Annotated in this window: 21 protein-coding genes; 11 read left to right on the top strand and 10 right to left on the bottom strand. The window is 70.0% G+C overall.

Annotation, left to right across the window (positions count from 1 at the left end):
• From HWW87_RS03750 to HWW87_RS03785, 8 genes are read left to right on the top strand one after another with little or no spacing between them, the layout of a single operon-like run.
• Complete coding sequence (locus HWW87_RS03750) at window positions 1-384, top strand: CpaD family pilus assembly lipoprotein (RefSeq protein ID WP_175819284.1); 384 nt, start codon at window positions 1-3, stop codon at window positions 382-384.
• A 21-nt stretch (window positions 385-405) separates the two neighbouring features.
• Window positions 406-1,629, top strand: a complete 1,224-nt coding sequence (locus HWW87_RS03755) for an AAA family ATPase (protein ID WP_175819285.1) — start codon at window positions 406-408, stop codon at window positions 1,627-1,629.
• Entirely contained in the window at window positions 1,626-3,062 is a 1,437-nt protein-coding gene (locus HWW87_RS03760; protein ID WP_174434238.1) for a CpaF family protein, read from the top strand. The genes HWW87_RS03755 and HWW87_RS03760 overlap by 4 nt, the downstream gene beginning before the upstream one ends.
• Window positions 3,059-4,036 carry a type II secretion system F family protein gene (locus tag HWW87_RS03765; RefSeq protein ID WP_175819286.1) on the top strand — a complete coding sequence of 326 codons (978 nt, stop codon included), beginning with the start codon at window positions 3,059-3,061 and terminating at the stop codon, window positions 4,034-4,036. Before HWW87_RS03760 ends, HWW87_RS03765 begins: the two co-directional genes overlap by 4 nt.
• Window positions 4,033-4,977, top strand: a complete 945-nt coding sequence (locus HWW87_RS03770; RefSeq protein ID WP_175819287.1) for a type II secretion system F family protein — start codon at window positions 4,033-4,035, stop codon at window positions 4,975-4,977. Before HWW87_RS03765 ends, HWW87_RS03770 begins: the two co-directional genes overlap by 4 nt.
• Complete coding sequence (locus HWW87_RS03775; protein WP_175819288.1) at window positions 4,974-5,831, top strand: tetratricopeptide repeat protein; 858 nt, start codon at window positions 4,974-4,976, stop codon at window positions 5,829-5,831. The genes HWW87_RS03770 and HWW87_RS03775 overlap by 4 nt, the downstream gene beginning before the upstream one ends.
• The gene (locus HWW87_RS03780) at window positions 5,828-6,256 is read left to right on the top strand and encodes a TadE family protein (protein WP_175819289.1); all 429 of its coding nucleotides are present in this window, start codon (window positions 5,828-5,830) and stop codon (window positions 6,254-6,256) included. Before HWW87_RS03775 ends, HWW87_RS03780 begins: the two co-directional genes overlap by 4 nt.
• Window positions 6,249-7,289: a TadG family pilus assembly protein gene (locus HWW87_RS03785; RefSeq protein WP_175819290.1), complete on the top strand. Its 1,041-nt coding sequence runs from the start codon at window positions 6,249-6,251 to the stop codon at window positions 7,287-7,289. Before HWW87_RS03780 ends, HWW87_RS03785 begins: the two co-directional genes overlap by 8 nt.
• Here the strand turns inward: HWW87_RS03785 and HWW87_RS03790 are convergent.
• On the bottom strand, window positions 7,253-8,524 hold the full coding sequence (locus tag HWW87_RS03790; protein ID WP_175819291.1) for a glycosyltransferase family 87 protein: 1,272 nt from the start codon (window positions 8,522-8,524) through the stop codon (window positions 7,253-7,255). The genes HWW87_RS03785 and HWW87_RS03790 overlap by 37 nt on opposite strands.
• Window positions 8,525-8,540: 16 nt before the next feature.
• Entirely contained in the window at window positions 8,541-9,617 is a 1,077-nt protein-coding gene (locus tag HWW87_RS03795; protein WP_175819292.1) for a glycosyltransferase family 2 protein, read from the bottom strand.
• 184 nt (window positions 9,618-9,801) lie between these two features.
• Between HWW87_RS03795 and HWW87_RS03800 the strand changes: the two genes are divergently transcribed.
• Window positions 9,802-10,014: a hypothetical protein gene (locus HWW87_RS03800; RefSeq protein ID WP_175818730.1), complete on the top strand. Its 213-nt coding sequence runs from the start codon at window positions 9,802-9,804 to the stop codon at window positions 10,012-10,014.
• Window positions 10,015-10,030: 16 nt separating this feature from the next.
• Here the strand turns inward: HWW87_RS03800 and HWW87_RS03805 are convergent, their stop codons facing one another.
• Together HWW87_RS03805 and HWW87_RS03810 are read right to left on the bottom strand one after the other, a co-directional pair.
• Window positions 10,031-11,020 (bottom strand): ABC transporter substrate-binding protein, encoded by a 990-nt coding sequence (locus HWW87_RS03805; RefSeq protein ID WP_175819293.1) that lies wholly within the window; start codon window positions 11,018-11,020, stop codon window positions 10,031-10,033.
• Between the two features lie 163 nt (window positions 11,021-11,183).
• A complete protein-coding gene (locus tag HWW87_RS03810; RefSeq protein WP_175819294.1) occupies window positions 11,184-12,062 on the bottom strand; it encodes a LysR family transcriptional regulator in 879 nt (292 codons plus the stop codon).
• A 100-nt stretch (window positions 12,063-12,162) separates the two neighbouring features.
• On the opposite strand from HWW87_RS03810, the gene HWW87_RS03815 reads away from it, so the two are divergent.
• Entirely contained in the window at window positions 12,163-13,734 is a 1,572-nt protein-coding gene (locus tag HWW87_RS03815; protein WP_175819295.1) for an MFS transporter, read from the top strand.
• 175 nt (window positions 13,735-13,909) lie between these two features.
• Here HWW87_RS03815 and HWW87_RS03820 read toward each other — a convergent pair whose 3' ends face one another.
• The 5 genes from HWW87_RS03820 to HWW87_RS37070 form a co-directional block, all read right to left on the bottom strand.
• Entirely contained in the window at window positions 13,910-14,341 is a 432-nt protein-coding gene (locus tag HWW87_RS03820; RefSeq protein WP_175819296.1) for a DUF1090 family protein, read from the bottom strand.
• 162 nt (window positions 14,342-14,503) lie between these two features.
• Window positions 14,504-15,679: a LysR family transcriptional regulator gene (locus HWW87_RS03825; protein WP_175819297.1), complete on the bottom strand. Its 1,176-nt coding sequence runs from the start codon at window positions 15,677-15,679 to the stop codon at window positions 14,504-14,506.
• Window positions 15,680-15,740: 61 nt separating this feature from the next.
• Window positions 15,741-16,469, bottom strand: coding sequence for an aspartate/glutamate racemase family protein (locus HWW87_RS03830; protein ID WP_175819298.1), 729 nt, complete (start codon window positions 16,467-16,469; stop codon window positions 15,741-15,743).
• Between the two features lie 23 nt (window positions 16,470-16,492).
• Window positions 16,493-18,043 carry an NCS1 family nucleobase:cation symporter-1 gene (locus HWW87_RS03835; protein WP_175819299.1) on the bottom strand — a complete coding sequence of 517 codons (1,551 nt, stop codon included), beginning with the start codon at window positions 18,041-18,043 and terminating at the stop codon, window positions 16,493-16,495.
• Between the two features lie 252 nt (window positions 18,044-18,295).
• Window positions 18,296-18,478 carry a hypothetical protein gene (locus tag HWW87_RS37070; protein ID WP_174434220.1) on the bottom strand — a complete coding sequence of 61 codons (183 nt, stop codon included), beginning with the start codon at window positions 18,476-18,478 and terminating at the stop codon, window positions 18,296-18,298.
• Window positions 18,479-18,711: 233 nt separating this feature from the next.
• On the opposite strand from HWW87_RS37070, the gene HWW87_RS03845 reads away from it, so the two are divergent.
• On the top strand, window positions 18,712-19,263 hold the full coding sequence (locus HWW87_RS03845) for a DUF3005 domain-containing protein (RefSeq protein WP_175819301.1): 552 nt from the start codon (window positions 18,712-18,714) through the stop codon (window positions 19,261-19,263).
• 63 nt (window positions 19,264-19,326) lie between these two features.
• Here the strand turns inward: HWW87_RS03845 and HWW87_RS03850 are convergent, their stop codons facing one another.
• Window positions 19,327-20,088: a DUF4397 domain-containing protein gene (locus HWW87_RS03850; RefSeq protein WP_175819302.1), complete on the bottom strand. Its 762-nt coding sequence runs from the start codon at window positions 20,086-20,088 to the stop codon at window positions 19,327-19,329.
• Between the last annotated feature and the right edge of the window lie 19 nt (window positions 20,089-20,107).

Raw genomic sequence — 20,107 nt, forward strand, 5'->3', positions numbered from 1 at the left:
ATGCGAGTTCGAACCCTGTTCACCGCACCGTTGGCGCTGGCGCTCGCGGCCTGCCTGTCGACCCCGCCGCCGATCAACCTGCCCGATGCACGCGCGATCGGCTTCGACGGCGTCCGTGCGGTGCCGCCCGACTGCGCGAAGCTGATGCAGCCGTCGCATCTCGTCGACGCGGGCTTCGGGCGGCCCGGCGTGCCGTTCGGCTGCGCGACCTACACGAACCTCGCGACGATGCTCGCGCGGCCGGAAGATCTCGTCGCGCCCGTGCCGTACGGCGGTGCCGATGCGCAAGTCGCGGCCGACGCGGTGCGCCGCTACGTCGAGGATCGCGTGAAGCAGCCCGCGCCGGGCAAGACGCTGACGACGACCGGCTCGCCCGGCCATTGACCCACTCCCGATGCGATCGCGATGCCGCCCATGAACGTCCTCGACCGCCAGAACGCCAAGCGCGCCGCCTCCGCCGGAGCGGCGGATCTCATCGCGGTCGTATCCGATGCCGGCAGCGAGGATGTGATCCGCCGCGTCGCACAGGACCTGTCGATCACGCGCGCCCATGTGCAGCCGGGCCATTGCGACGATGCGATCCGGCTGCTGCAGCAGCACGAGCGCTCGCCGCGCCAGCTGATCGTCGACGTGTCGGATTCGGTGCTGCCGGTGTCGGACCTGATGCGGCTCGCGGACGTGTGCGAGCCGTCGGTGCGGGTCATCGCGATCGGCACGCAGAACGACGTCGGGCTGTTCCGCAACCTGCTCGGCATCGGCGTGCAGGACTACATCGTGAAGCCGCTGACCGTCGAGCTGATGCGGCGCGCGCTGACCACGACGGAGTCGGTCGTGCAGGTGCGCACCGGCAAGATCGTCAGCTTCGTCGGCGCACGCGGCGGCGTGGGCACGACGACGATCGCGGTCAACCTCGCGCGCTGCCTGGCGGGCGAGAAGCGGCGGCGCGTCGCCTACGTCGACCTGAACCTGCATGGCGGCGGCGCGAACTCGATGCTCGGGCTGTCGAGCAACAACGGGCTGATCGAATTGCTGAACATGGAACTGCGCCCCGACGACGCGCTGTTCGAGCGCATGTTCGTCACGAAAGGCGACCGCCTGCACGTGCTCTCGGCCGAACTCGCGTATGGCGAAGACGCGCTGCTGCGCGACGATGCGATCGCGCAGCTCGTCGACATGCTGAAGGACCGCTTCCATTACGTGCTGTTCGACGTCGGCTACCGTGCCGGCAAGCTGTTCGAGGATGCGCTGACGGCGTCCGATCTCGTCTATATCGTCGCGGATCGGTCGGTGCACGCCGCGTACGAAGCCGCGCGGCTGGCACGCTTCGTGAAGGAAATACCGGGCGAGCGGATGCTGTCGATGGTGCTGAACAATCCGCTCGAGCCGGTCAAGGGGCGCGTCGCGCAGTCCGATTTCGAGGACGCGTTCGGCGGTGTGCGGCTGCGCGAGCTGCCGCACGACGCGCAGTCGCTCGCGGTCGCGGAGAACCTGGCCGAGCCGATCGAAGGCTCGAAACGCCGCGGCTTCCTGGAAGAGATCCGGCTGCTCGCGAACGGCATCACCGGCGAATCGATGGTCGTCGCCGAGCCGTGGTATGCGCGCTTCTTCAAACGGAGGAAAGGATCGTGACGTTCGGTACCCGCAAACGGCCGACGCCGGACCCTGCGCCGGCGGGTTCCCGTGCCGCGCCGCGAGAGGATGCGCCCGCGGCGGGGCCGGCCGTGAGCCCGGCGCCCCCGGCAGCCCCGCCGGCGGCGCCCGCGCCCGCGCGCGGGACGACGGTGGCCGATACGCAGGAGGCCCTGATCCGCTCCGGCAAGTTCGACGCGATCCGCACCGCGGTGTTCGCGTCGATGAACATGTCGGCCGCGCTGATGAAGACGCGCGACGAAGTGCGGGCGGGCATCGAACAGGTGGCCGCGCATACGGTCGAGCGCGAACGCCTGAAGATCACCGCGGGCGAACAGGTGCTGATCGTCGACGCGATCCTGAACGACATGTTCGGCGTCGGGCCGATCGAGCCGCTGCTCGCCGACGACACCGTGTCCGACATCCTCGTGAACGGCCCCGACCAGGTGTACGTCGAGCGCGCGGGCCGGCTCGAACTCACGCCGCTGAAGTTTCGCGACAACGCGCACGTGACGAGCGTCGCGCAGCGGATCGCGGCGGCGGTCGGGCGGCGCGTCGACGAGAGCAGCCCGATGGTCGACGCGCGCCTTGCCGACGGCAGCCGCGTGAACGTGGTGCTGCCGCCGATCGCGATGCGCGGCGCGTCGATCTCGATCCGCAAGTTCGCGAAGCGCGACATCACGCTCGCGCGGATGGCGCATCAGGGCAACATCTCGCACGGGATGCTGCAGGTACTGAAGGTCGCTTGCGCATGCCGGCTGAACATCGTGATCTCGGGCGGCACCGGCTCGGGCAAGACGACGCTGCTCAACGCGCTGTCGCAGCACATCGAGGAGCACGAGCGGATCGTGACGATCGAGGACGCGGCCGAGCTGCAACTGCTGCAGCCGCACGTGGTGAGTCTCGAGACACGGCCGGAGAATACGGAAGGGCTCGGCGGGATCTCGCAGCGCGATCTCGTGCGCAACGCGCTGCGGATGCGGCCGGACCGCATCATCCTCGGCGAAATCCGCGGCGCGGAGGCGTTCGACGTGCTGCAGGCGATGAACACGGGCCACGACGGCTCGATGACGACGATCCATGCGAACTCGCCGCGCGACGCGATCAGCCGGCTCGAAAGCATGGTCATGATGGCGAACGCGAACCTGCAGCTGCTGTCGATCCGGCGCCAGATCGCGAGCGCCGTGCACCTGTTCGTGCAGGTCGAGCGGATGCGCGACGGCGTGCGCCGCGTGACCCGGATCACCGAGATCGTCGGGATGGAGGGCGAGGTCGTGATCACCCAGGACCTGTTCGCGTTCCGCCAGGACGGCGACACGACGCGCGACGCGGTGAAGGGCGTGTTCGAGGCGTCGTCGCTGCGGCCCGCGTTCGCGCCGCGCGCCGCGTACTACGGCGTCGAGGATGCGCTCTCCGAGGTATTCCGGCAATGAGGGCCGCGGACCTGTTCGCGCTCGGCGCGTTCGTCGTGATCCTGGCCGCGGGTCTCGCGCTGTCGGCGTGGCTCGATCGTGCGCGCCACACGCCGGAGCAGCGCGTGCGTGCGCGGATGCGGCACCTTGCGTCATCGCTGGCGGGCCGGGAGGCCGGTGCGACCGCCGCACCCGGCGTCGCGCTGTTCAACCTGCCGCGGCGGCAAGGCCGCGCGCGCGCGCGGCTGCAGCATTACGTGACGCGCGTGCGCGCGGTGGGCGGCGAACGCGGGATGCGGATCGTCGTCGCCGCCACGATCGCCGGCGCGCTGGCCGCGATCGTGGTGGTGGAGCTCGTCGCGTTGCCGCGCATAGTCCATCCGCTGATCTACGTCGGGCTGCCGCTGGTGGCGATGCGCGCCAGCTACCGCGCGCTGGTCGAGCGGTTCCGGCTGCGCTTTCTCGAAGCGTTTCCGGACGCGATCGACCTGATCGTGCGGGCGGTGCGCGCGGGCATTCCGGTCACGCAGGCGATCAGCACGGTGGGCGACAGCGCGGCGGAGCCGGTGCGCTCGACGTTTCGCACGATGGGCGACAGCCTGCGCGTCGGCGCGGATCTGAAGGACGTGCTGACGCACGCGGCCGACCGGCTGATGATCGCGGACTTCTCGTTCTTCACCGTCTACCTGCTGCTGCAGCGCGAGACGGGCGGCAGCCTCGGCGAGACGCTCGACGAGTTGTCGAGCATCATCCGCACGCGTCGCGACATCCGCCTGAAGACACGCGCGCTGACCGCCGAGGGGCGGATCACGACGAAGATCATCTCGGCGGTGCCGTTCGTGATGATCGGCGCACTGTTTCTCGTGAACCGCGCATACGTGATGCTGCTGTTCGACACGCATGCCGGACGCGTGATGCTGACGATCGCCGCGGTGCTGCTGACGATCGGGCTGCTGACGATTCGCAAGATCTCGAAACTGGATACCGCGCGATGACGATGTCGATGCTGGCCGCCCGCGGCCTCGAACTGTTGCTGCTGCTCGCGTGCGTCGCGGCGGCGCTCGCGACGCCGGGCGGCGGCACGCGCCGGCGGATCGCCGTGCGCGTGCAGCAGGCCGCCGGACAGCGGCCGCCGTCGCTGGGCGGGGGGCGCCTGCAGCCGGGCGAGGTGCGTCAGGATCTGACGCGACGGCTCGCGCAGTTGGGCGAGCGGCTGCCCGTGCTCGATCCGATGCAGCGCGCGAAGCTCGGGCTGCAACTGACGCGCGCGGGCTTTCGCGAACGGCGTGCGGTGTCGTCGATGATCGGCATCAAGCTCAGTTGCGGCGTGCTGTTCGCCGGCGTCGCGATCGTGTTCAGCCCGTATATTCCGCGCTTCGGCGAATACTTCGTGATCCGGGCGGTGGCGATGGTCGCCGCGTTCGTGGTCGGCGTGATCGTGCCGGAATACGTGCTCGGCGCGATGATCCGGCGCCGCCGACGGATCATCGCCGCGTGCTTTCCGGATGCGCTCGACCTGCTCGTGATCTGCACGATGGCCGGCAACAGCCTCGTATCGGGCGTGCGGCGCGTTGCGCGCGAACTCAAGCGCATCTGCCCGCCGCTCGCCGACGAGCTGACGGTATGCGCGGACGAGCTGACGCTGAGCGGCAACGTGTCCGAAGCGCTCACGCATTTCGCCGTCCGCGTCGACTTTGCGTCGGCGCGCTCGCTCGCCACGACGCTCACGCAATCGCAGCGGTTCGGCACGCCGATCACGCAGGCGCTGCGGACCCTGTCGCGCAGCGAGCGCACCGAGCAGATCGTCGCGCTCGAGGAGCAGGCCGCGAAGCTCGCGCCGAAGATCACGCTGCCGATGATGCTGTTCATCCTGCCGACGGTCGGCCTGATCGCGGCAGGCCCGGCGGCCATCCGTCTGCTCGAGGTGTTCAAATGAAGCGTTCCGCCATCCGTGCGTTCGCCTTCGCGGCCGTGCTGCCGCTGCTGGCCGGCGGCTGCGCGCCGGGCATCCAGACGCGGCCGGCGCTGTCGCACAAGAGCGACGACCCGCAGGCCGAATTGCGCATTGCCGACAGCGCGCTGGCCGGCGGCAACGTCGATCTCGCGTCGACGCTGTACGGGAAGGTGCTCGCCCGGCATCCCGATTCGCTCGCGGCGCAACTCGGGCTCGCCGACGTCAACTACCGCGCCGGCGATCTGGAGCGCGCACGCATGCTCTACGAGCAGGCACGGCAGCAGGCGCCCGCGGAACTCGGGCCGCAGGTCGGGCTTGCGCGCGTCGCGTTGCGGCAGCGGCGGCTCGACGAGGCTGCGCTCCGCTATCGCGACTTGCTCGCAGCACAGCCGAACCTGCCGCTCGCGGCGCAGGGGCTCGGCACGGTGCTCGACTTGCAGGGCCGCCACGAGGACGCACAGGCCGTGTACCGGGATGCGCTGCGCGCCCATCCGGACGCGCAGGGGCTGCGCGTCGACCTCGGGCTGTCGCTCGTGCTGAGCAATCGTCCGCGCGAGGGCGTGAACGTGCTGCTCGACGTGGCCGGGCTGCCCGATGCGCCGTGGCAGGCGCGCCAGAATCTCGCGTTCGCGTATGGCGTGCTCGGCAACACCGATTCGGCGAAGAAGCTGCTGTCCGCGGATCTGCCCGCGTCGGCGGTGGCCGACAATCTGCGCGTGTACCAGGCGGTACGTGCGCAGCTCGCGTCGCGCCCGGTCGCCGATGCGGCGCGGCCGTTGAAGGGCGCCGCGCTCGAGCCGCGTACCGTGCCGCCCGCCGCGGGGGCCGCAAAATGACACGCGGGGCGACGGGCGCCCGCCACGCGCGCGGCGTCGTATCCCTCGAATTCGTATTGATGCTGCCGTTCCTGCTGATGGTGCTGATCGGCATCATCGACACGAGCCTGCTCCTGTGCGACAAGGCCGTGATCACGAACGCGAGCCGCGAAGCCGCGCGTGCGGGCGTCATGCTGCGCGTGCCGATGCTGACCACGACCCAGATCGCCAACGTCGCGTTGAGCTACACGCAGAACAGCCTGATCACGGGCGGCACCGCAACCACGCCGACCGTCACCGTGACGCAGGCGAACGGCACGACGTCGGGCACCGCGCTGACGGTCACGGTCACCTACACGTATTCGGGAATGGTGCTCGGTTCGGCGTTCAGCGCGCTGACCGGCCCGGTGACGATTTCGGCCAGCTCGGTGATGCTCTATGAGTGACGCGGCCGGCAAGCCATCCAGCGGGACGGCGCGCGAGCGCGGCTCCGTCGCGCTGTTCTTCCTGATGTTCCTGATTCCGCTGTTGTCGTTCGGCGCGCTGGCGATCGACATCGCGTGGGTCGCCACGGTGCGCAACCAGCTGCAGAATGCCGCGGACGCGGCCGCGCTCGCGGGCGCCGATGCGCTGATGTCGCCGACCGGCGGGGCGCTGAACTGGTCGCAGGCCGCGCCGGCGGCGAACGGCGTGATCGCGCGGAATTCGGCGGCGGGCGCACCGCTGGCGAGTGGCACGGTGACGGCCGGCTACTGGAACGTGACGCGCACGCCTGCGTCGATGCAGCCGACCACGATCACGCCCGGCCCCTACGACGTGCCGGCGGTGCAGGTGACCGTGTCGCGCGCGCCGGGCGTCAACGGCGGCTCGATTCCGCTGCTGCTCGGCGGACTGCTGGGCATCCCCGGCGCCTCCGGCGGCGCGACCGCGATCGCGGTGCTCGCCGCGCCGGGCGGGGTCGCGGCGGGCGCGCTCTTTCCGGTCGCGATCGACCAGTGCGTGTACAACCAGTACTGGAATGCGCAGACCAACCAGCCGTTCATCGATCCGCTGACGGGATTGCCGTACAAGTTTTCGATCACGAACGGACAGACGTATGGCGCGCTGTGCATGGGCGGCCAGTGGACGTCGTTCCAGTCGACCGCGACCGACACGACGACGATGGGCGGCCTGATGGTGACCGGCAACCCGACGACGCTCAGTATCGGCGACACCATCAATCTCGCGACCGGCGTGAAGGCGACGCTCTATACGTCGGTGCCGGTCGGCGCGACGGTCGTGCTGCCCGTCGTCACGCAGACGTCGAGCAGCACCAGCGTGCCGATCGTCGCGTTCGCGGCGTTCCACATCGACGTGTCGCTGGGCGGCACGTACAAGTACATCCAGGGGCACTTCGTTGCCGGCGTCAAGATGACCGGCGTCGCGACGGGCGTCGGGCCGTACTACGGCGTGTACGTGCCGCCTCGGCTGGCGTTGTGAGTGTGGCGAGCGTCGTGCCGCGCGCGGCGCAGCAGCACCAGCAGCGCGAAGAGCGTCACGGCCGGGCCGAGCTGCGGCAGTTGCAGCCACGGGTTCAGGTATTCGGCGATCGGCAGCGCCCACATCAGCGCGATCGCGGCCTGTTCGCCGCGCAGCCAGCCGTCGTGCCAGCCGATCGCGAGCATGCAGGCGATCGCGATCGCGAGCCACGCGAGTTCGTAGTGCCACACGTACGGGTTGGCGACCAGCGTCGCGACCGCCAGTACGGCCGCGCGTACGCGGGTGTCGCGCGACTGCGTCCAGACGATGCAGGCGGCGGCGATCGCGATCGCGGCGATACCCGCATGCGCGGCATACGCGGCGCCGAGCGGCACGCCCGCGAGGCGGAACGCGGCGAACGGCGTCGGCGATGCGAACCAGAACACCACGCCATGCTCGAGGACGATCGAGCGGACGAGGCCGGCGCTGGCGACGAACAGGCGCAGCGACTCGACGCCGCAGACGAGCACGCTCAACGCGGCGAACGCGCCGGTCGCGAGCGCGGCCCACGCGATCGTGCGCCATGCGCGCACGGCGACCAGCACGAACGGGAACAGCAGCGCCATCTGCGGCTTGACCGACAGCAGCGCGATGCAGAGGCCGGCATGCAACGGCCGCCGATCCGCCCAATAGACGGCCAGCGCCGCGCACGATGCGGTCAGGAACGTGTTCTGCCCGAGCGTCGCGGTGACGAACACGCACGGCGCGGCGATCAGCGCGAATGCGCCGGCGCGCCATGCGCCGGGAGTCGTGCGGAGGCCGGATACGCGCCACGCGGCGAGGCCGAGCATGAACACGCCGAACGCGACGAACAGCGGATAACCGAGCGCGAAGGGCAGCAGCGCCAGCGGCGTCACGAGCAGCAGATAGGTGGGCGGGTACAGCCACGGGGCGAAGACGTCGCGACGAAGATGCGGGAACAGCTCGGGCAACAGCCGCGAGAATGCGGAGAAATCGTACGCTTGCGCCGGCGAGCCGTGCAGCATGACGTACGAGGCCGACCAGAACACCGAGAAGTCGGCGCCGGGGCGCGACAGGACGCTGCCGGACGCGTGACGAACGACCGTCGTCCAGATCGCGATGAACAGCGCGTACAGCGCCAGCATCAGCGCGCTGTACAGGACGACGCGTCGCGGTGTGAGCCACGCGGCGACCGGGCGCGCCGCCGAGCGTATCGATTGCCGGGGAATGTCCAATTGCCGCGAGCCGGTTCTACTTGAACGACGCTTTGCGGGCGGCGACGCCGGCGGCCGACGGCATCGCCGTCCGGCGGCGGGCCGCGTGCGCACGCTTCAGCGGGAACTGCAGCAGCTTCGAGGCCGGCTGCCCGGCGGCATCGCGCTCGGCACGGTAGCGCCGCCGCACGAGATAGACGGGGCGCTGCTTGGACTCGTGATAGATCCGGCCGAGATATTCGCCGATCACGCCGATGCCGATCAGCTGGATGCCGCCGACGAACAGCACGACGGAAATCAGCGACGGGTAGCCGTGCACCGGATTGCCGTACAGCAACGTCCGCACCACGATGAAGGCGCCATACACGAGCGACAGCATCGCGAACGTGAGGCCGACGTAAGTCCACACGCGCAGCGGCACGGTGCTGAAGCTCGTGATGCCCTCGAGCGCGAAATTCCAGCGCCGCCATCCGGAGAACTTCGAGCGGCCGCCGCTGCGCGGCGCACGCGTGTATTCGACGATCGCGGTGCGAAAACCGACCCACGCGAACAGCCCCTTCATGAACCGTCGCCGCTCGGGCAGCGCGCGCAGCGCATCGACGACCTCGCGATCCATCAGGCGGAAATCGCCGACGTTTTCCGGCATGTCGACTTCGGACAGCGCGTTGTGCACGCGATAGTAGAGCGCCGCGGCCGCGCGTTGCAGGTACGGGTCGCACATCCGGTCGGTGCGTTTCGCGGCGACGACCTCGGCGCCGCCGCGCCAGTGTTCGATCATCGCGGGGATCAGCGCGGGCGGGTCCTGCAGGTCCGCATCGATCAGGATCACCGCGGCGCCGGCCGCCTCGTCGAGGCCGGCGGTGAGCGCCGCTTCCTTGCCGAAGCGGCGGGTGAGATCCACGACGTGCACGCGCGGGTCGCCGGCGGCGACCGAGACCAGCCGGTCGAGCGTGCGATCGCGGCTACCGTCGTTGATGCAGAGGATCTCGAAGCGCACCCCGGCGACCGACTCGAGAACCGGCAGCGTTTCGGCAAAGAACGCGTCGATCGTTTCTTCTTCGTCGTGAAACGGCACGACGAGCGATATCAGCGGCTTCCTGGCGTACGTTGGCATCCTGCGGTCTCCCGAGAGATCCGGCCTGCGCTGCACCGTATGGTTCCGGTTGTCGTTTGCCGAACGGGTCCGGCCCGGTTCGGCGCGAATTCGGTTCCCGCCTGCTTGTCCACCGCCGACCGGACGACAGGCGTTGCATTCATTGTAGGCAGGAATCGCCGATTCGTAACACGTATCGGCGGTTTTGATGGCGGACGGGCTTGCCGGGGGAGATGCCGGTCGGCGGTTGCCGGCGATCCGCGCGCGGCGGCGCCGGGATGGCGTTTTCGACGTCGACGGCGGGCGCCGCACGTTCAGCCAGTCGGGGCCGATGCTGCTGGTTGCCGCGATGCGTACGCTGGTCGCGTCGACGTTCGGCGACGACGTGCCGGATCTCGATATGTCGAAGCCGAACTGAGTACCCGCGAAGCCGGTTACGCAGCCGACAGGTTGCGCACCGCGATCGACGCGACGTCGACCCGCTTCGGCAGGATCGCGTCCGCCGCCGCGCGATCGGCGACGCGTTGCAGCACGTCGATGTCGGCGCCGCTGAGGCTGCGCTGCGCGAGCGCGGCCCGGCGCGCGATATCGGCGGCTGCGTCGGGCGGCAGGCGCGTGAGCGATGCATAGACGCTCGCATAGTCGGCCGGGTGCGCGAGCGCCCATTGGCCCGCACGGGCGAGCCGCGCAAGCACGTCCGCGAGCGCCGCGCGTTTCGCGCCGTCGTTCAGCGTTTCGATCGGCGACGTGAGGAACGCCAGCCCCGAATTGATGCCGCTGCCGTCCCGGACGATGCGCGCGCCGCGTCGCACCGCATGCCCGTAGTACGGGTCGAAGGTCGCCCAGATGGGAATCCGTTTTGCCTCGAACGCGGCGAACGCGTCGACCGGCAGCACGAAGCGCACGTCGACGTCGCGCGGCGCGAGTCCGTGTTCGCGCAGCGCGCCGTACAACTGGTATTGCGAGATGCTGCCGCGCGCCGACGACACGACGACGGTTTGCCCTTTCAGGTCGGCCACCGTGCGAACCGGCGAGTCGGGCTGCACGACGATGCCGAGCGACGCCGGCGAGCCGACGCGCGTCGCGACGATCCGCAACGACGGATCGCCGAGCGCGGCCGTCAGCACGGGCAGGTCGCCGGCCGGCGCGAGATCGATCGCGGCCGCGCGCTGCGCTTCGAACAGCGGCGCGGCGCCCTGGAAGTTGGCCCAGCGGAACCGGTACGGCGTGCCGTCGAGCACGCGCGCCGCTTCGGCGAGCGCCCGCAGGCCGCCGGCCTGGTCGCCGAGCACGAGCGTGACGCCCGACAGGTCGGTGCCGGCCGCGCTTGCGGGCAGCGCGAGGCCGCCCGCAAGCGGCGCGGCGGCGAGGGCGGCAAGGCGCTGCAGCGCGCGGCGGCGCGCTGGGGCGAAAGAGTGGGTCATCGGCGGCGTGTCCTCGGTGATCCGCGCGCGGGCGGCGCGGCTGCCGGGCAGGTTACGGAATCGGTTTCCGGCCGACAAACATCGAATCGTGAAATGCATATTCGCGCGGCGACCGCCGGTGCGGCCGGCGCCGACCCGACGCCCGGGCGCTTGCGCGGCCGCCTTACGCGGCCGGCGCAACCGTGCGCAGGAAGGCCCGCACGGCCGGCGCCTTTTCGAACCGCCGGTGCGCGAGCGCGAGTTCCGACATGATCGGCTTGCCGGCGATCGGCCGGTACACGACGCCCGGCAGCGACACGCAAGCGGCGAGCGCATCGGGAATCACCGCGACCCAGCCGTTCACCGACACGCACGCGAGCACCGCGAGCAGGCCGCCCGGCCGCGCGGCGACGACCGGCGCGAAGCGGCCGCGGCGCGCGACTTCGAGCGTGCCAAGCTCCTGTTCGGGCACCGCGAAGCGCGCGTCGGCGAGGTCCGCCGCGCGCACGGTCGCCATCGCCGCATAGCGCGAATCGGCCGGCACGGCCGCGACGAACACGTCGCGCTGCAGCGTGACGATCCGCAGCCCGCCGGGCAGCGGCAGCGGCGGGCGCACGTACGCGAGATCGAGCCGGCCCGCGTCGAGCTGGTTCGCGACGTCGTCCATCGGCACTTCGCGCAGGTTCAGCTCGATGCGCGGGTGCGCGGCGCGGAACGCGCCGACGGTGCGCTGCAGCGTGCCCGAATAGACGGCCGACGACACATAGCCGATCTCGATCCGGCCGAGTTCGCCGCGTTCGGCCAGCGCGGCGAGTTCGCGGCCGCGCTGCAGATGGTCGAGCGCGGCGCTCGCTTCGGCGAGATAGGCCTCGCCGGCCGCGCTCAGCGTGACTGCGCGGCGCGACCGGTGAAACAGCCGCACGCCGAGCACGCGCTCGGCTTCCTGGATCTGCCGCGTGAGCGCGGGCGGCGCCATGTCGAGCGCCTCGGCCGCGCGCGCGAAATGCAGGTGTTGCGCGACGCTCAGGAATGCGCGCACGTGACGGAATTCGAGCTGGCTCATGGTTGCGATTTTCGTCAATCAAACAGCATTGAAGTATCAATGACAGGCAATACCGGGCAAGCCTAGCATACGGCTCGTTCATCCTGTTCCGGAGTGGCCGATGTCCCAGTCTTCACCGGCGTCGCGCGCGAGCGCGGCTGCCGCCCCGCGCACGGGCACCCGCCTGCCTGCCGCCGCGACGCTCGCCGTCGCGTCCGCGACCTGCTCGCTGATCGTGCTCGACACGAACGTGGTGGCCGTGTCGCTGCCGAGCATCGCGCGCAGCTTTCACGCGAGCTTCGCCGACATCGAATGGGTCGTGAGCGCGTACATGACCGCGTTCGCCGCGTGCCTGCTGCCGGCCGGCGGGCTCGCCGACCGCTTCGGGCGCAAGCGGATGCTTTTCACGGGGCTCGCGATTTTCTTTCTCGCGTCGCTCGGCTGCGGCATCGCGCCGTCGGCCGGCTGGCTGATCGCCGCGCGCGCGGTGAAGGGCGGCGGCGCCGCGCTGCTGCTGACCGCGGCGCTCGCGGTGATCGCGAACCGTTTCCCGGACGGGCGCGAGCGGGCGCGCGCGTGGGCGATCTGGGGCATGTGCATGGGGATCGCGACGGCCATCGCGCCGCTCGTCGGCGGCGCGATCACGCAATGGATCGGGTGGCGCTGGGTGTTCCTGCTGAACCTGCCCGTCTGCCTGCTGCTGGCGGCCGGCGCGCGCGTCGCGATCGACGAATCGAACGATCCGCATGCGAAACGCGTGGACGCGGCCGGCAGCCTGCTGTTCGGCGCGGCGCTCGCCTGTGCGATCGCGGCGCTGATCGGCGCGCCGTCGCACGGCTGGCTGTCGGCCGCGACGCTTGGCCGGCTCGCGCTCGCGGCCGCGCTGCTGGCGGCGTTCGTCGGTGCGGAGCGCTGGCAGGCGCGGCCGATGATCGATCTCGCACTGTTCCGCCAGCCGCGCTTCGTCGGCGCCGTGCTCGCGATGTTCGGTTACGCGGCGTGCGCGCAGGTGATGATGACGTTCCTGCCGCTGTACCTGCAAAACGCGTTCGGGATGTCGGCGATCGACGCGGGGCTCGGCATGCTGCCGTTCGCGTTCGCGATGATCGCCGGCCCGTCGCTCGGCGCGGCGCTCGCCGCGCGCGTGTCGTCCGGCGGCGTGCTGGCGGGGGGGCTCGCGCTGATCGGCGCGGGCAACCTCGCGACCGCGGCGCTGACGGCCAGCAGCGACTACCGGCTCGTCGCGCTCGGCATGTTCGTGACGGGGTGCGGCGCCGGCATCATGAACGGCGACACGCAGAAGGCGATCATGGCGTGCGTGCCGCCGAATCGCACGGGCATGGCGTCGGGCATCAGCACGACGACGCGCTTCTCGGCGATCGTGACGGCCGTCGGCGTGCTCGGTGCGGTGCTGGCCGCGAGTACGCATACCCGGCTCGACAGTCTGCTGTCCGCTACGCCCGGCCTGCGCGCCTTTGCCGATGCATCGTTCATGTCGAGCCTGCTGGCCGGCGACCTCGCGCAGGCGCTCGGCCGCGTGCCGCCGTCGGCTGCCGGTGCGCTCGCGCAGGCGGCGCCGGTCGCGTTCGCGAGCGGGTTTGCCGACGCGCTGACGGTGAGCGGCGTGCTGGCGCTCGGTGCGGCCGTCGTTGCATACACGTTGCTTGCGCAACCGGTGCGCGAACGCGCGTGACGGACAAGCCTGCCTGCGCCGCGCATGGGACGCGCCGGCACGGAACCGTCAAGCTGGCGCGTTCTCGTTTCACGCAGCCTATTCAAGATGTCGTCGACGATCGGGATTCTGTTGCCCGTGTTCGGGCAAATCGCGATCGCACTCGCGCGGCCCGTCGTTTCAACCCTTCGATCCGTCAGCCTTTCAGCGCGTCGCGATCGACCTGCGCGTCATGCAGGTCGCGCGTGGCGTTGCGCAGCTTCGCCTGCTTGTCGGCGAGCTTGCGTTGCGCGTCGTTCAGCTTCCTTGCATCGCCGAGCGCTTCGGCTTCGTGGACGCGCGCCTGTGCGTTGCGTACTTCGTCTTCCGCGTCGCGCAGGTCGCGCGCCTTGTCGGTCAGCTTGCGTTCGGCGCGTGCGAGCTGGCCGGCGTCCGTGCAGTTGGCCTTGATCCGTTCGAGCGCGGCCTGCTGGCGCATCGCCTGTTGCGTGTTGCCGAACCGTTTCGCGTTGTCGATCTGCGTGTGCAGCGCACGGATGCGTGTTGCGCAGTCCTGAGTGCCGGCGAATGCGCCGGTGCTCACGAATAGCGCGACCGGGACGGCCAGCGCGACGAGTACGTTCTTCATGGGTTTCCTCGATTCGATAAAGCGGCCACGGGCGTTCGCGATGCGACGTCCGTCGGCACGTGTTCAAGGCGTCATTCTGACGAGTCGGTGCGGCGCGGGTAAATAGGACCGGTCTGACATGCAGCGGTCGAGCGGATGCTGCCGGCCCGGGTGCGGTGCCGGTCAGTGCGACTTCGTCGAGATGCGATGGATGCGTGCCGCTTGCGCGACGCGCGACGGGTGCGACGCGTGGCAATGCGTGGCCGGTCTGCGGCGCGTGCGCCGGGTGGGCTCGGGCGGATCGGCGACGGCCGGCGGGGTTGTCGCGGTGTCCGCATCGGCCCCGGACGCAGCGACCGCGGCGACGGCCGGCAGCATCGCCTCGGCGTCGAGCCACGCACGCGTCGCTTCCGCGATCAGCCCGCGCAGCCACCGACCGCCTTCCGCGCAGGATCCCGATTCGTTCCACGTCATCCGGTACACGATGTCCGGCGGCTCGGCCGGCAGCGCAACCGCGCTGAGCGGCAGCAGCTTCGCGTAGTGCCGCGCGAGCCGGTACGTGGTGGTGAGGATCATGTCGGTGCGCACCAGCGCATGCGCGGCCAGTTCGAAGTGCGGCAGCGTGACGACGATGCGCCGCTGCAGGCCGACGCGTTCGAGCTGCCGGTCGATCGCGCCGGACGCTTCGAGCCACGACGGCGTCGGGCACAGCTGCGCCGCCTGCGCGAAGTCGGCCGCCGTCATCGCACCGCGTCGCGCGAGCGGATGCGTCGCGCGCATCAGGCATACGACCCGATCGTCGAACAGGTCGTCCTGCCGGAAGCGCGACCGGCGTGCGGGCCGATTGTCGATCACGACGTCGAGCTCGCCGTCGGCGAGCGCGCGCTCGTCGTCGAACCCGTCGCCGAGCGGATGGAACACGAGATGAGCATTCGGCGCACGTTCGCGAAACAGCGCGACGAGCTTCGGCACGAACAGCACGTTCAGGTAGTCGGGGCAGCCGATCCGGTAGGTGCGCACCGACGTGCGTGCGTCGAACGTCGGTTGCTGGATGCGGATGAAGTCGATCACGCGCAGCGCGTTGCGCAGCGGTTCGATCAGCCGCGCGCCGAACTCGGTCGGCACCATCCCGTAGCGGCTGCGCACCAGCAGCGGATCGCCGAGCAGCGTGCGCAGGCGCTTGAGCGCGGCGCTCGTCGCCGGCTGCGACATGTTCAGGCGCACGGCCGCACGCGACACGGTACGCTCGGTCAGCAGCACGAGCAGGATGCGCATCAGCCGTGCATCGAGCACGTCGAGCGCGCCCGCGGCGTCGGACGCGTCGCGGGGCAGGGCGGTCGGGTCTAGCGGGTTCCGCATGCCGATACGCGTCCCGGCGAGACAGGGCGTGCGCGCCACACGGCAGCCGGCCGGCGGCCCGTCATTGTGCGAAGGTTCCCGGCCAGCCGACGATCCGCTTCGGGCGCGGCGGCGCGTACGTGCGGACTTTCGACGTCTTCAGCTTCAGGCGCACCAGCGACTCGGCGAGTGCGACCGCGGCCGACACGCCATCGACGACCGGCACGCCCGTGCATTCCTCGATCTGCCGGTCGAGGCCGGCCATCCCGCCGCAGCCGAGGCAGATCACTTCCGCGTGATCGTCCTTCACCGCGCGCCGCGCCTCGCCGACGATCGACTCGATCGCGCGGGCCGGATTCTCCTCCAGCTCCAGCACCGCGAGGCCGCTCGCGCGCACCGACGCGCAGCGCGCATCGAGCCCGGCGAGCTTCAGGCGATCCTCGATCAGCGGCACCGTGCGGTCGAGCGTCGTGACGACCGAGTAGCGATGGCCGAGCAGCATCGCGACGCTCGCGGCCGCTTCGGTGATGTCGACGACGGGCACCGTCAGCAGTTCCTGCAGCCCTTCGCGGCCGTGTTCGCCGTAGCCGGCCTGGATCACCGCGTCGTACGGCTCGTCGTAGCGCAACACGCGATCCATCACGGCGATCGCCGCGAGGTAGCTCTCGAAGTTGCCTTCGATCGACTCCGCGCCGAAGCGCGGCGTGAGCCCGACGATCTCCGTGCCCGGCGACGCGGCGGCCTGCGCCTGCGCGGCGATCGCGTCGGTGATCGATTCGGTCGTGTTGACGTTGACTACCAGGATTCTCATCGGTAACTCCGTATGCGTGTGTGTCAGTGTTGCGCGCAGGCGACCGCGATGTGTTCGCCGGAGCGTTCTTCGTAGTGCCGTTTGCGATCGGCCAGCAGCCAGTACACGCTGCCCGCGATCGCCGCGCCGAGCAGCCACGAGAACGGCGTCATCGCGCTGAAGGCCGGCACGACGGCGAGCGTGATCGAGATCAGCGCGGACGGCACGAGCGCCGCGAGCGCCTTGCGGTTCACGCCGCGCGTGTAGAAGTAGGCGCCGGTCGGCGCTTCGGTATAGAGATCGGGCACGTTCACGCGCTGCTTGCGCACGAGCCAGTAGTCGACCGTGATGATCCCGTACAGCGGGCCGAGCAGCGCACCGAGGCCGGACAGGAAATAGACGATCACGATCGGGCTGTTGTACAGGTTCCACGGCAGGATCAGCACGGCGATCGTCGCGCTGATCAGGCCCGCGCGGCGGAACGACAGGCGGTGCGGCGCGAGGCTCGTCAGCACGAAGGCCGGCGCGACGAAGTTCGCCATGATGTTCACGGCCACCGTCACGATCAGGAAGGCGAGGCAGCCGAGCACGAGGAACAGCTTGTTCGGTACCGTCGCGATGATTTCGGTCGGGCTGTGAATGATGTGGCCGTTCAGCTTGAACTGCGCGCCCGCGAGCACGAAGCTGATCGTCGCGAACACGAGGATGTTGACCGGCAGACCCCAGAAGTTGCCGACGCGCACCGTCTTCGCGCTCGGCGACGAACGGGAGAAATCGCAGAAGTTGAGCACCAGCGTGCCGTAGATCGCGAGCCACAGCGAGCCGCCCGCGAAGATTTCCGTCCACATCTTCAGGCCGGTCATCGGCTTGCCGATCGACATCGCGAGATGGCCGCCGGTGCGGCTGAACATCCATGCGGCGAGCGACAGCGTCGTGACGAGGATCACCGGGCCGGCGAGCCCCTCGTACTTGCGGACCATTTCCATCCCGTACGTGAGGATGCCGATCTGCACCAGCCAGATCGCGACGAACGTGATCCAGCCGAGCGTCGACAGCCCGAAGATCGCGTTCTGGTCGAACGCGGCGAGGCCCGGCCAGATCGCGGTGAGCAGCACGCGCAGCACGACGGACGCGAGATAAGTCTGGATACCGAACCATGCGATCGCGATCACCGCGCGGATCATCGCGGGCAGCAGCGCGCCGTAGATGCCGAAGCTCATCCGGCTGATCACCGGGAACGGCACGCCGGTCTTCTGGCCCATGTAGCCGGTGAGGTTCATGAAGCAGTAGACGAGCACCGCGCCGATCGCGAGCGATGCGAGCATCTGCCAGCCCGACAGGCCGAGCGCGAACAGCCCGATCGCGAACGAGTAGTTCGCGATGTTGTGCACGTCGTTGGTCCACAGCGCGAAGATGCTGTAGCGGCCCCACGTCCGGCCTTCGGCCTGGGTCGGCGCGAGATCGGGGTTGTGCAGCCGCGGGCTCAGCGCGGGATCGCGCGCGGCCGTGTCGGTTCGATGCGATGCGTCGTCCGCGCCGAGCCCGATGCCCGCGCGGTGGATGGCTTCCAGTTGCACGCCGTTGTCTCCTTCCATGTGCGGGGCGCGAGACCGGCCGCGTGGGTACGCAGCGCGGGCCCGGCCGCCGTGGACGTTATGTCTCGGATTTGTTCGCGAGTATGGGCGGCGGGCCCGGTGATGGGAAATTAAATATTCGGCTGGGCGTCATTCGAAAAATGAATGGGACGCGTGCGGCCAAGGCGGCCGGCGACGGCACGCAAATTGCGGGTCAGCGGGTTCCATCCACATCGACATCAGCGGAGGTGTCATGCAGCGATATTCATTTCGTCACGTATCGCGAGCCGTCTTCGCCGGCCTCCTGATCGCGGGCCTGGCGGCCGGCGCAGGCTGCCAGAAGAAGAGCGACAACGGCGGGGCCAGTTCCGACTCGGGCGCAGCCAGCGGCATGTCGGCCGCGCCTTCCACCGCGCCATCGGCCATGCCGAGCAGCGGGGCGGCCGGCACGAGCATGCCGGGCGCGGCTTCAGCGCCCGGCGCGAGCGGCGGCTGACGCGGTCGGGCGGTCAGGCGGACGGCGCCTGAGCGTGCGGTCCGCCGGCCGGGTGCCGTGCCGGTGGCACGCGCGCCGGAGGGCGCGCGTGCGTGGCCGTGCGCGTGAAAGATTTGCAAGGACCGTTGTAGCGATTTCCGGCCCGGCGGCGACGGCGTGACGCCGGCGTTCGCAGGCCGGCCAAGGAGGTGCGATGCAGAACGCGGAATCGAACCCTACCCCGGAAAAGCAGCGGGAACAGATCGAGAAGAGCCCGGTGAAGACGCCGGCGGCCGGCGACATGCCCGACGCGGCGACCCAGGCCGCGCAGGTGGCGCGGCGTCCGCTGACGCCTGAGGCGGTCGCCGGGAAAATGCCGACCGGCCTGCCGGCGATCGACGTCGACGCGCATGCGGTCGACAGCGGCGATCCGGTGCGCCGGGCGGCCGGCCGGATCGTCACGCTCGACAACGCGAACATGGCGATGACCGACAACACGGTCGACGTCGACGGCAAGGGCATGGAGGCGCGCACCGGCGCGTCGGAGCTGCAGGACAACGTGATCTATTCGAACGCGTCGCTCGACGAAGCGGTCGAGACGCCCGACGAAGGGCTCGGCGGGATCGAGAGCCGGCCGTCCGGCAACCTGCCGCAGATCGCGACGCGGCCGGGCTGGCGCGTGCGCCATGTCGGCGACGTCGATGTCGAGCACGGTGACCGCACGCGTGCCGAGCACGTGATCTGTCTCGAACGGTCCGACGACTGATCCCGGTATTCGACCCGCGGCGGCCGATGCAATCGCACCGGCCGCCGCGATCGTTTCAGGCCCTTACTGCGGCCCCAGTTCCTGCGCGGACGTATCGGCGTTGTTGCCCTGCGCGACGAGTACGTGAATGTCGTTCGGCGTCACGTCGCCGACGCCGCCGGACGGAATCGTCAGGAGCAGCCAGTCCGCGTTGTTGCCGATGCTGACCGGCGCGGTCTTGAGGATCGGTGACTTGCTGCCGGCCGTCGTGACGATCACCTGGTAGGTGCCGCCGTTCAGGTAGACCGAATCCTGCGTCGTGGCCGGCACGGCATTCTGGTAGGCCGCGCCCGCCATCGTCGGGCTTTGCGTCGTGATGTCGGTGCCCGGCGGCACGACGTACACGTCAACGTTCTGCGCATTCGGCGACGCGTTGAAGCTGCGCACGCGCGCCTTGTCCGACAGCAGGCCCTTGTCGTACGGATCGTCGATCACGGAGATCAGCGACGTCGTGCTCGGCAGCGCGATCGTCGTGTAGTGGTGCCCGTTCGCGGCACTGAACGCTTGGGACGCAATGGTCGTGGTCGTGCCCGACACGTCGTAGCTCGCGGTCTGCGTACCCGAATCGACGTCGTGATAGCGCGTCACGCCCTTGTAGGCGACGCCCGACTGGTCGACCTTCGCATTCAGGTAGTAGTCGAGGTTCGGGCCGGCCGGCACCGCGTTGATGAAGCGCGCCTGCGGCTTCGAGATGCCGAGTTCGGTCCCGGCGTCGTCGCCGCCGCCGCACGCTGCGAGCACGGAAATGACCGAGCACAGGGCCACTATCGTTCGTATTGATTTCATGTCGTCCTCTCGTTCAGGA

Source organism: Burkholderia sp. BCC0419 (assembly GCF_902830285.1).
Classification (GTDB): Bacteria; Pseudomonadota; Gammaproteobacteria; order Burkholderiales; family Burkholderiaceae; genus Burkholderia.

Coding starts and splice junctions, on each gene's coding strand:
- HWW87_RS03820 (WP_175819296.1), bottom strand. CDS start 14,341: ATGAAGAACGTACTCGTCGCGCTGGCCGTCCCGGTCGCGCTATTCGTG.
- HWW87_RS03850 (WP_175819302.1), bottom strand. CDS start 20,088: ATGAAATCAATACGAACGATAGTGGCCCTGTGCTCGGTCATTTCCGTG.
- HWW87_RS03815 (WP_175819295.1), top strand. CDS start 12,163: ATGTCCCAGTCTTCACCGGCGTCGCGCGCGAGCGCGGCTGCCGCCCCG.
- HWW87_RS03830 (WP_175819298.1), bottom strand. CDS start 16,469: ATGAGAATCCTGGTAGTCAACGTCAACACGACCGAATCGATCACCGAC.
- HWW87_RS03845 (WP_175819301.1), top strand. CDS start 18,712: ATGCAGAACGCGGAATCGAACCCTACCCCGGAAAAGCAGCGGGAACAG.
- HWW87_RS03750 (WP_175819284.1), top strand. CDS start 1: ATGCGAGTTCGAACCCTGTTCACCGCACCGTTGGCGCTGGCGCTCGCG.
- HWW87_RS03825 (WP_175819297.1), bottom strand. CDS start 15,679: ATGCGGAACCCGCTAGACCCGACCGCCCTGCCCCGCGACGCGTCCGAC.
- HWW87_RS03810 (WP_175819294.1), bottom strand. CDS start 12,062: ATGAGCCAGCTCGAATTCCGTCACGTGCGCGCATTCCTGAGCGTCGCG.
- HWW87_RS03755 (WP_175819285.1), top strand. CDS start 406: ATGCCGCCCATGAACGTCCTCGACCGCCAGAACGCCAAGCGCGCCGCC.
- HWW87_RS03765 (WP_175819286.1), top strand. CDS start 3,059: ATGAGGGCCGCGGACCTGTTCGCGCTCGGCGCGTTCGTCGTGATCCTG.
- HWW87_RS03785 (WP_175819290.1), top strand. CDS start 6,249: ATGAGTGACGCGGCCGGCAAGCCATCCAGCGGGACGGCGCGCGAGCGC.
- HWW87_RS03805 (WP_175819293.1), bottom strand. CDS start 11,020: ATGACCCACTCTTTCGCCCCAGCGCGCCGCCGCGCGCTGCAGCGCCTT.
- HWW87_RS37070 (WP_174434220.1), bottom strand. CDS start 18,478: ATGCTCGTGCCGGCCGCCCCGCTGCTCGGCATGGCCGATGGCGCGGTG.
- HWW87_RS03795 (WP_175819292.1), bottom strand. CDS start 9,617: ATGCCAACGTACGCCAGGAAGCCGCTGATATCGCTCGTCGTGCCGTTT.
- HWW87_RS03770 (WP_175819287.1), top strand. CDS start 4,033: ATGACGATGTCGATGCTGGCCGCCCGCGGCCTCGAACTGTTGCTGCTG.
- HWW87_RS03780 (WP_175819289.1), top strand. CDS start 5,828: ATGACACGCGGGGCGACGGGCGCCCGCCACGCGCGCGGCGTCGTATCC.
- HWW87_RS03835 (WP_175819299.1), bottom strand. CDS start 18,043: ATGGAAGGAGACAACGGCGTGCAACTGGAAGCCATCCACCGCGCGGGC.
- HWW87_RS03775 (WP_175819288.1), top strand. CDS start 4,974: ATGAAGCGTTCCGCCATCCGTGCGTTCGCCTTCGCGGCCGTGCTGCCG.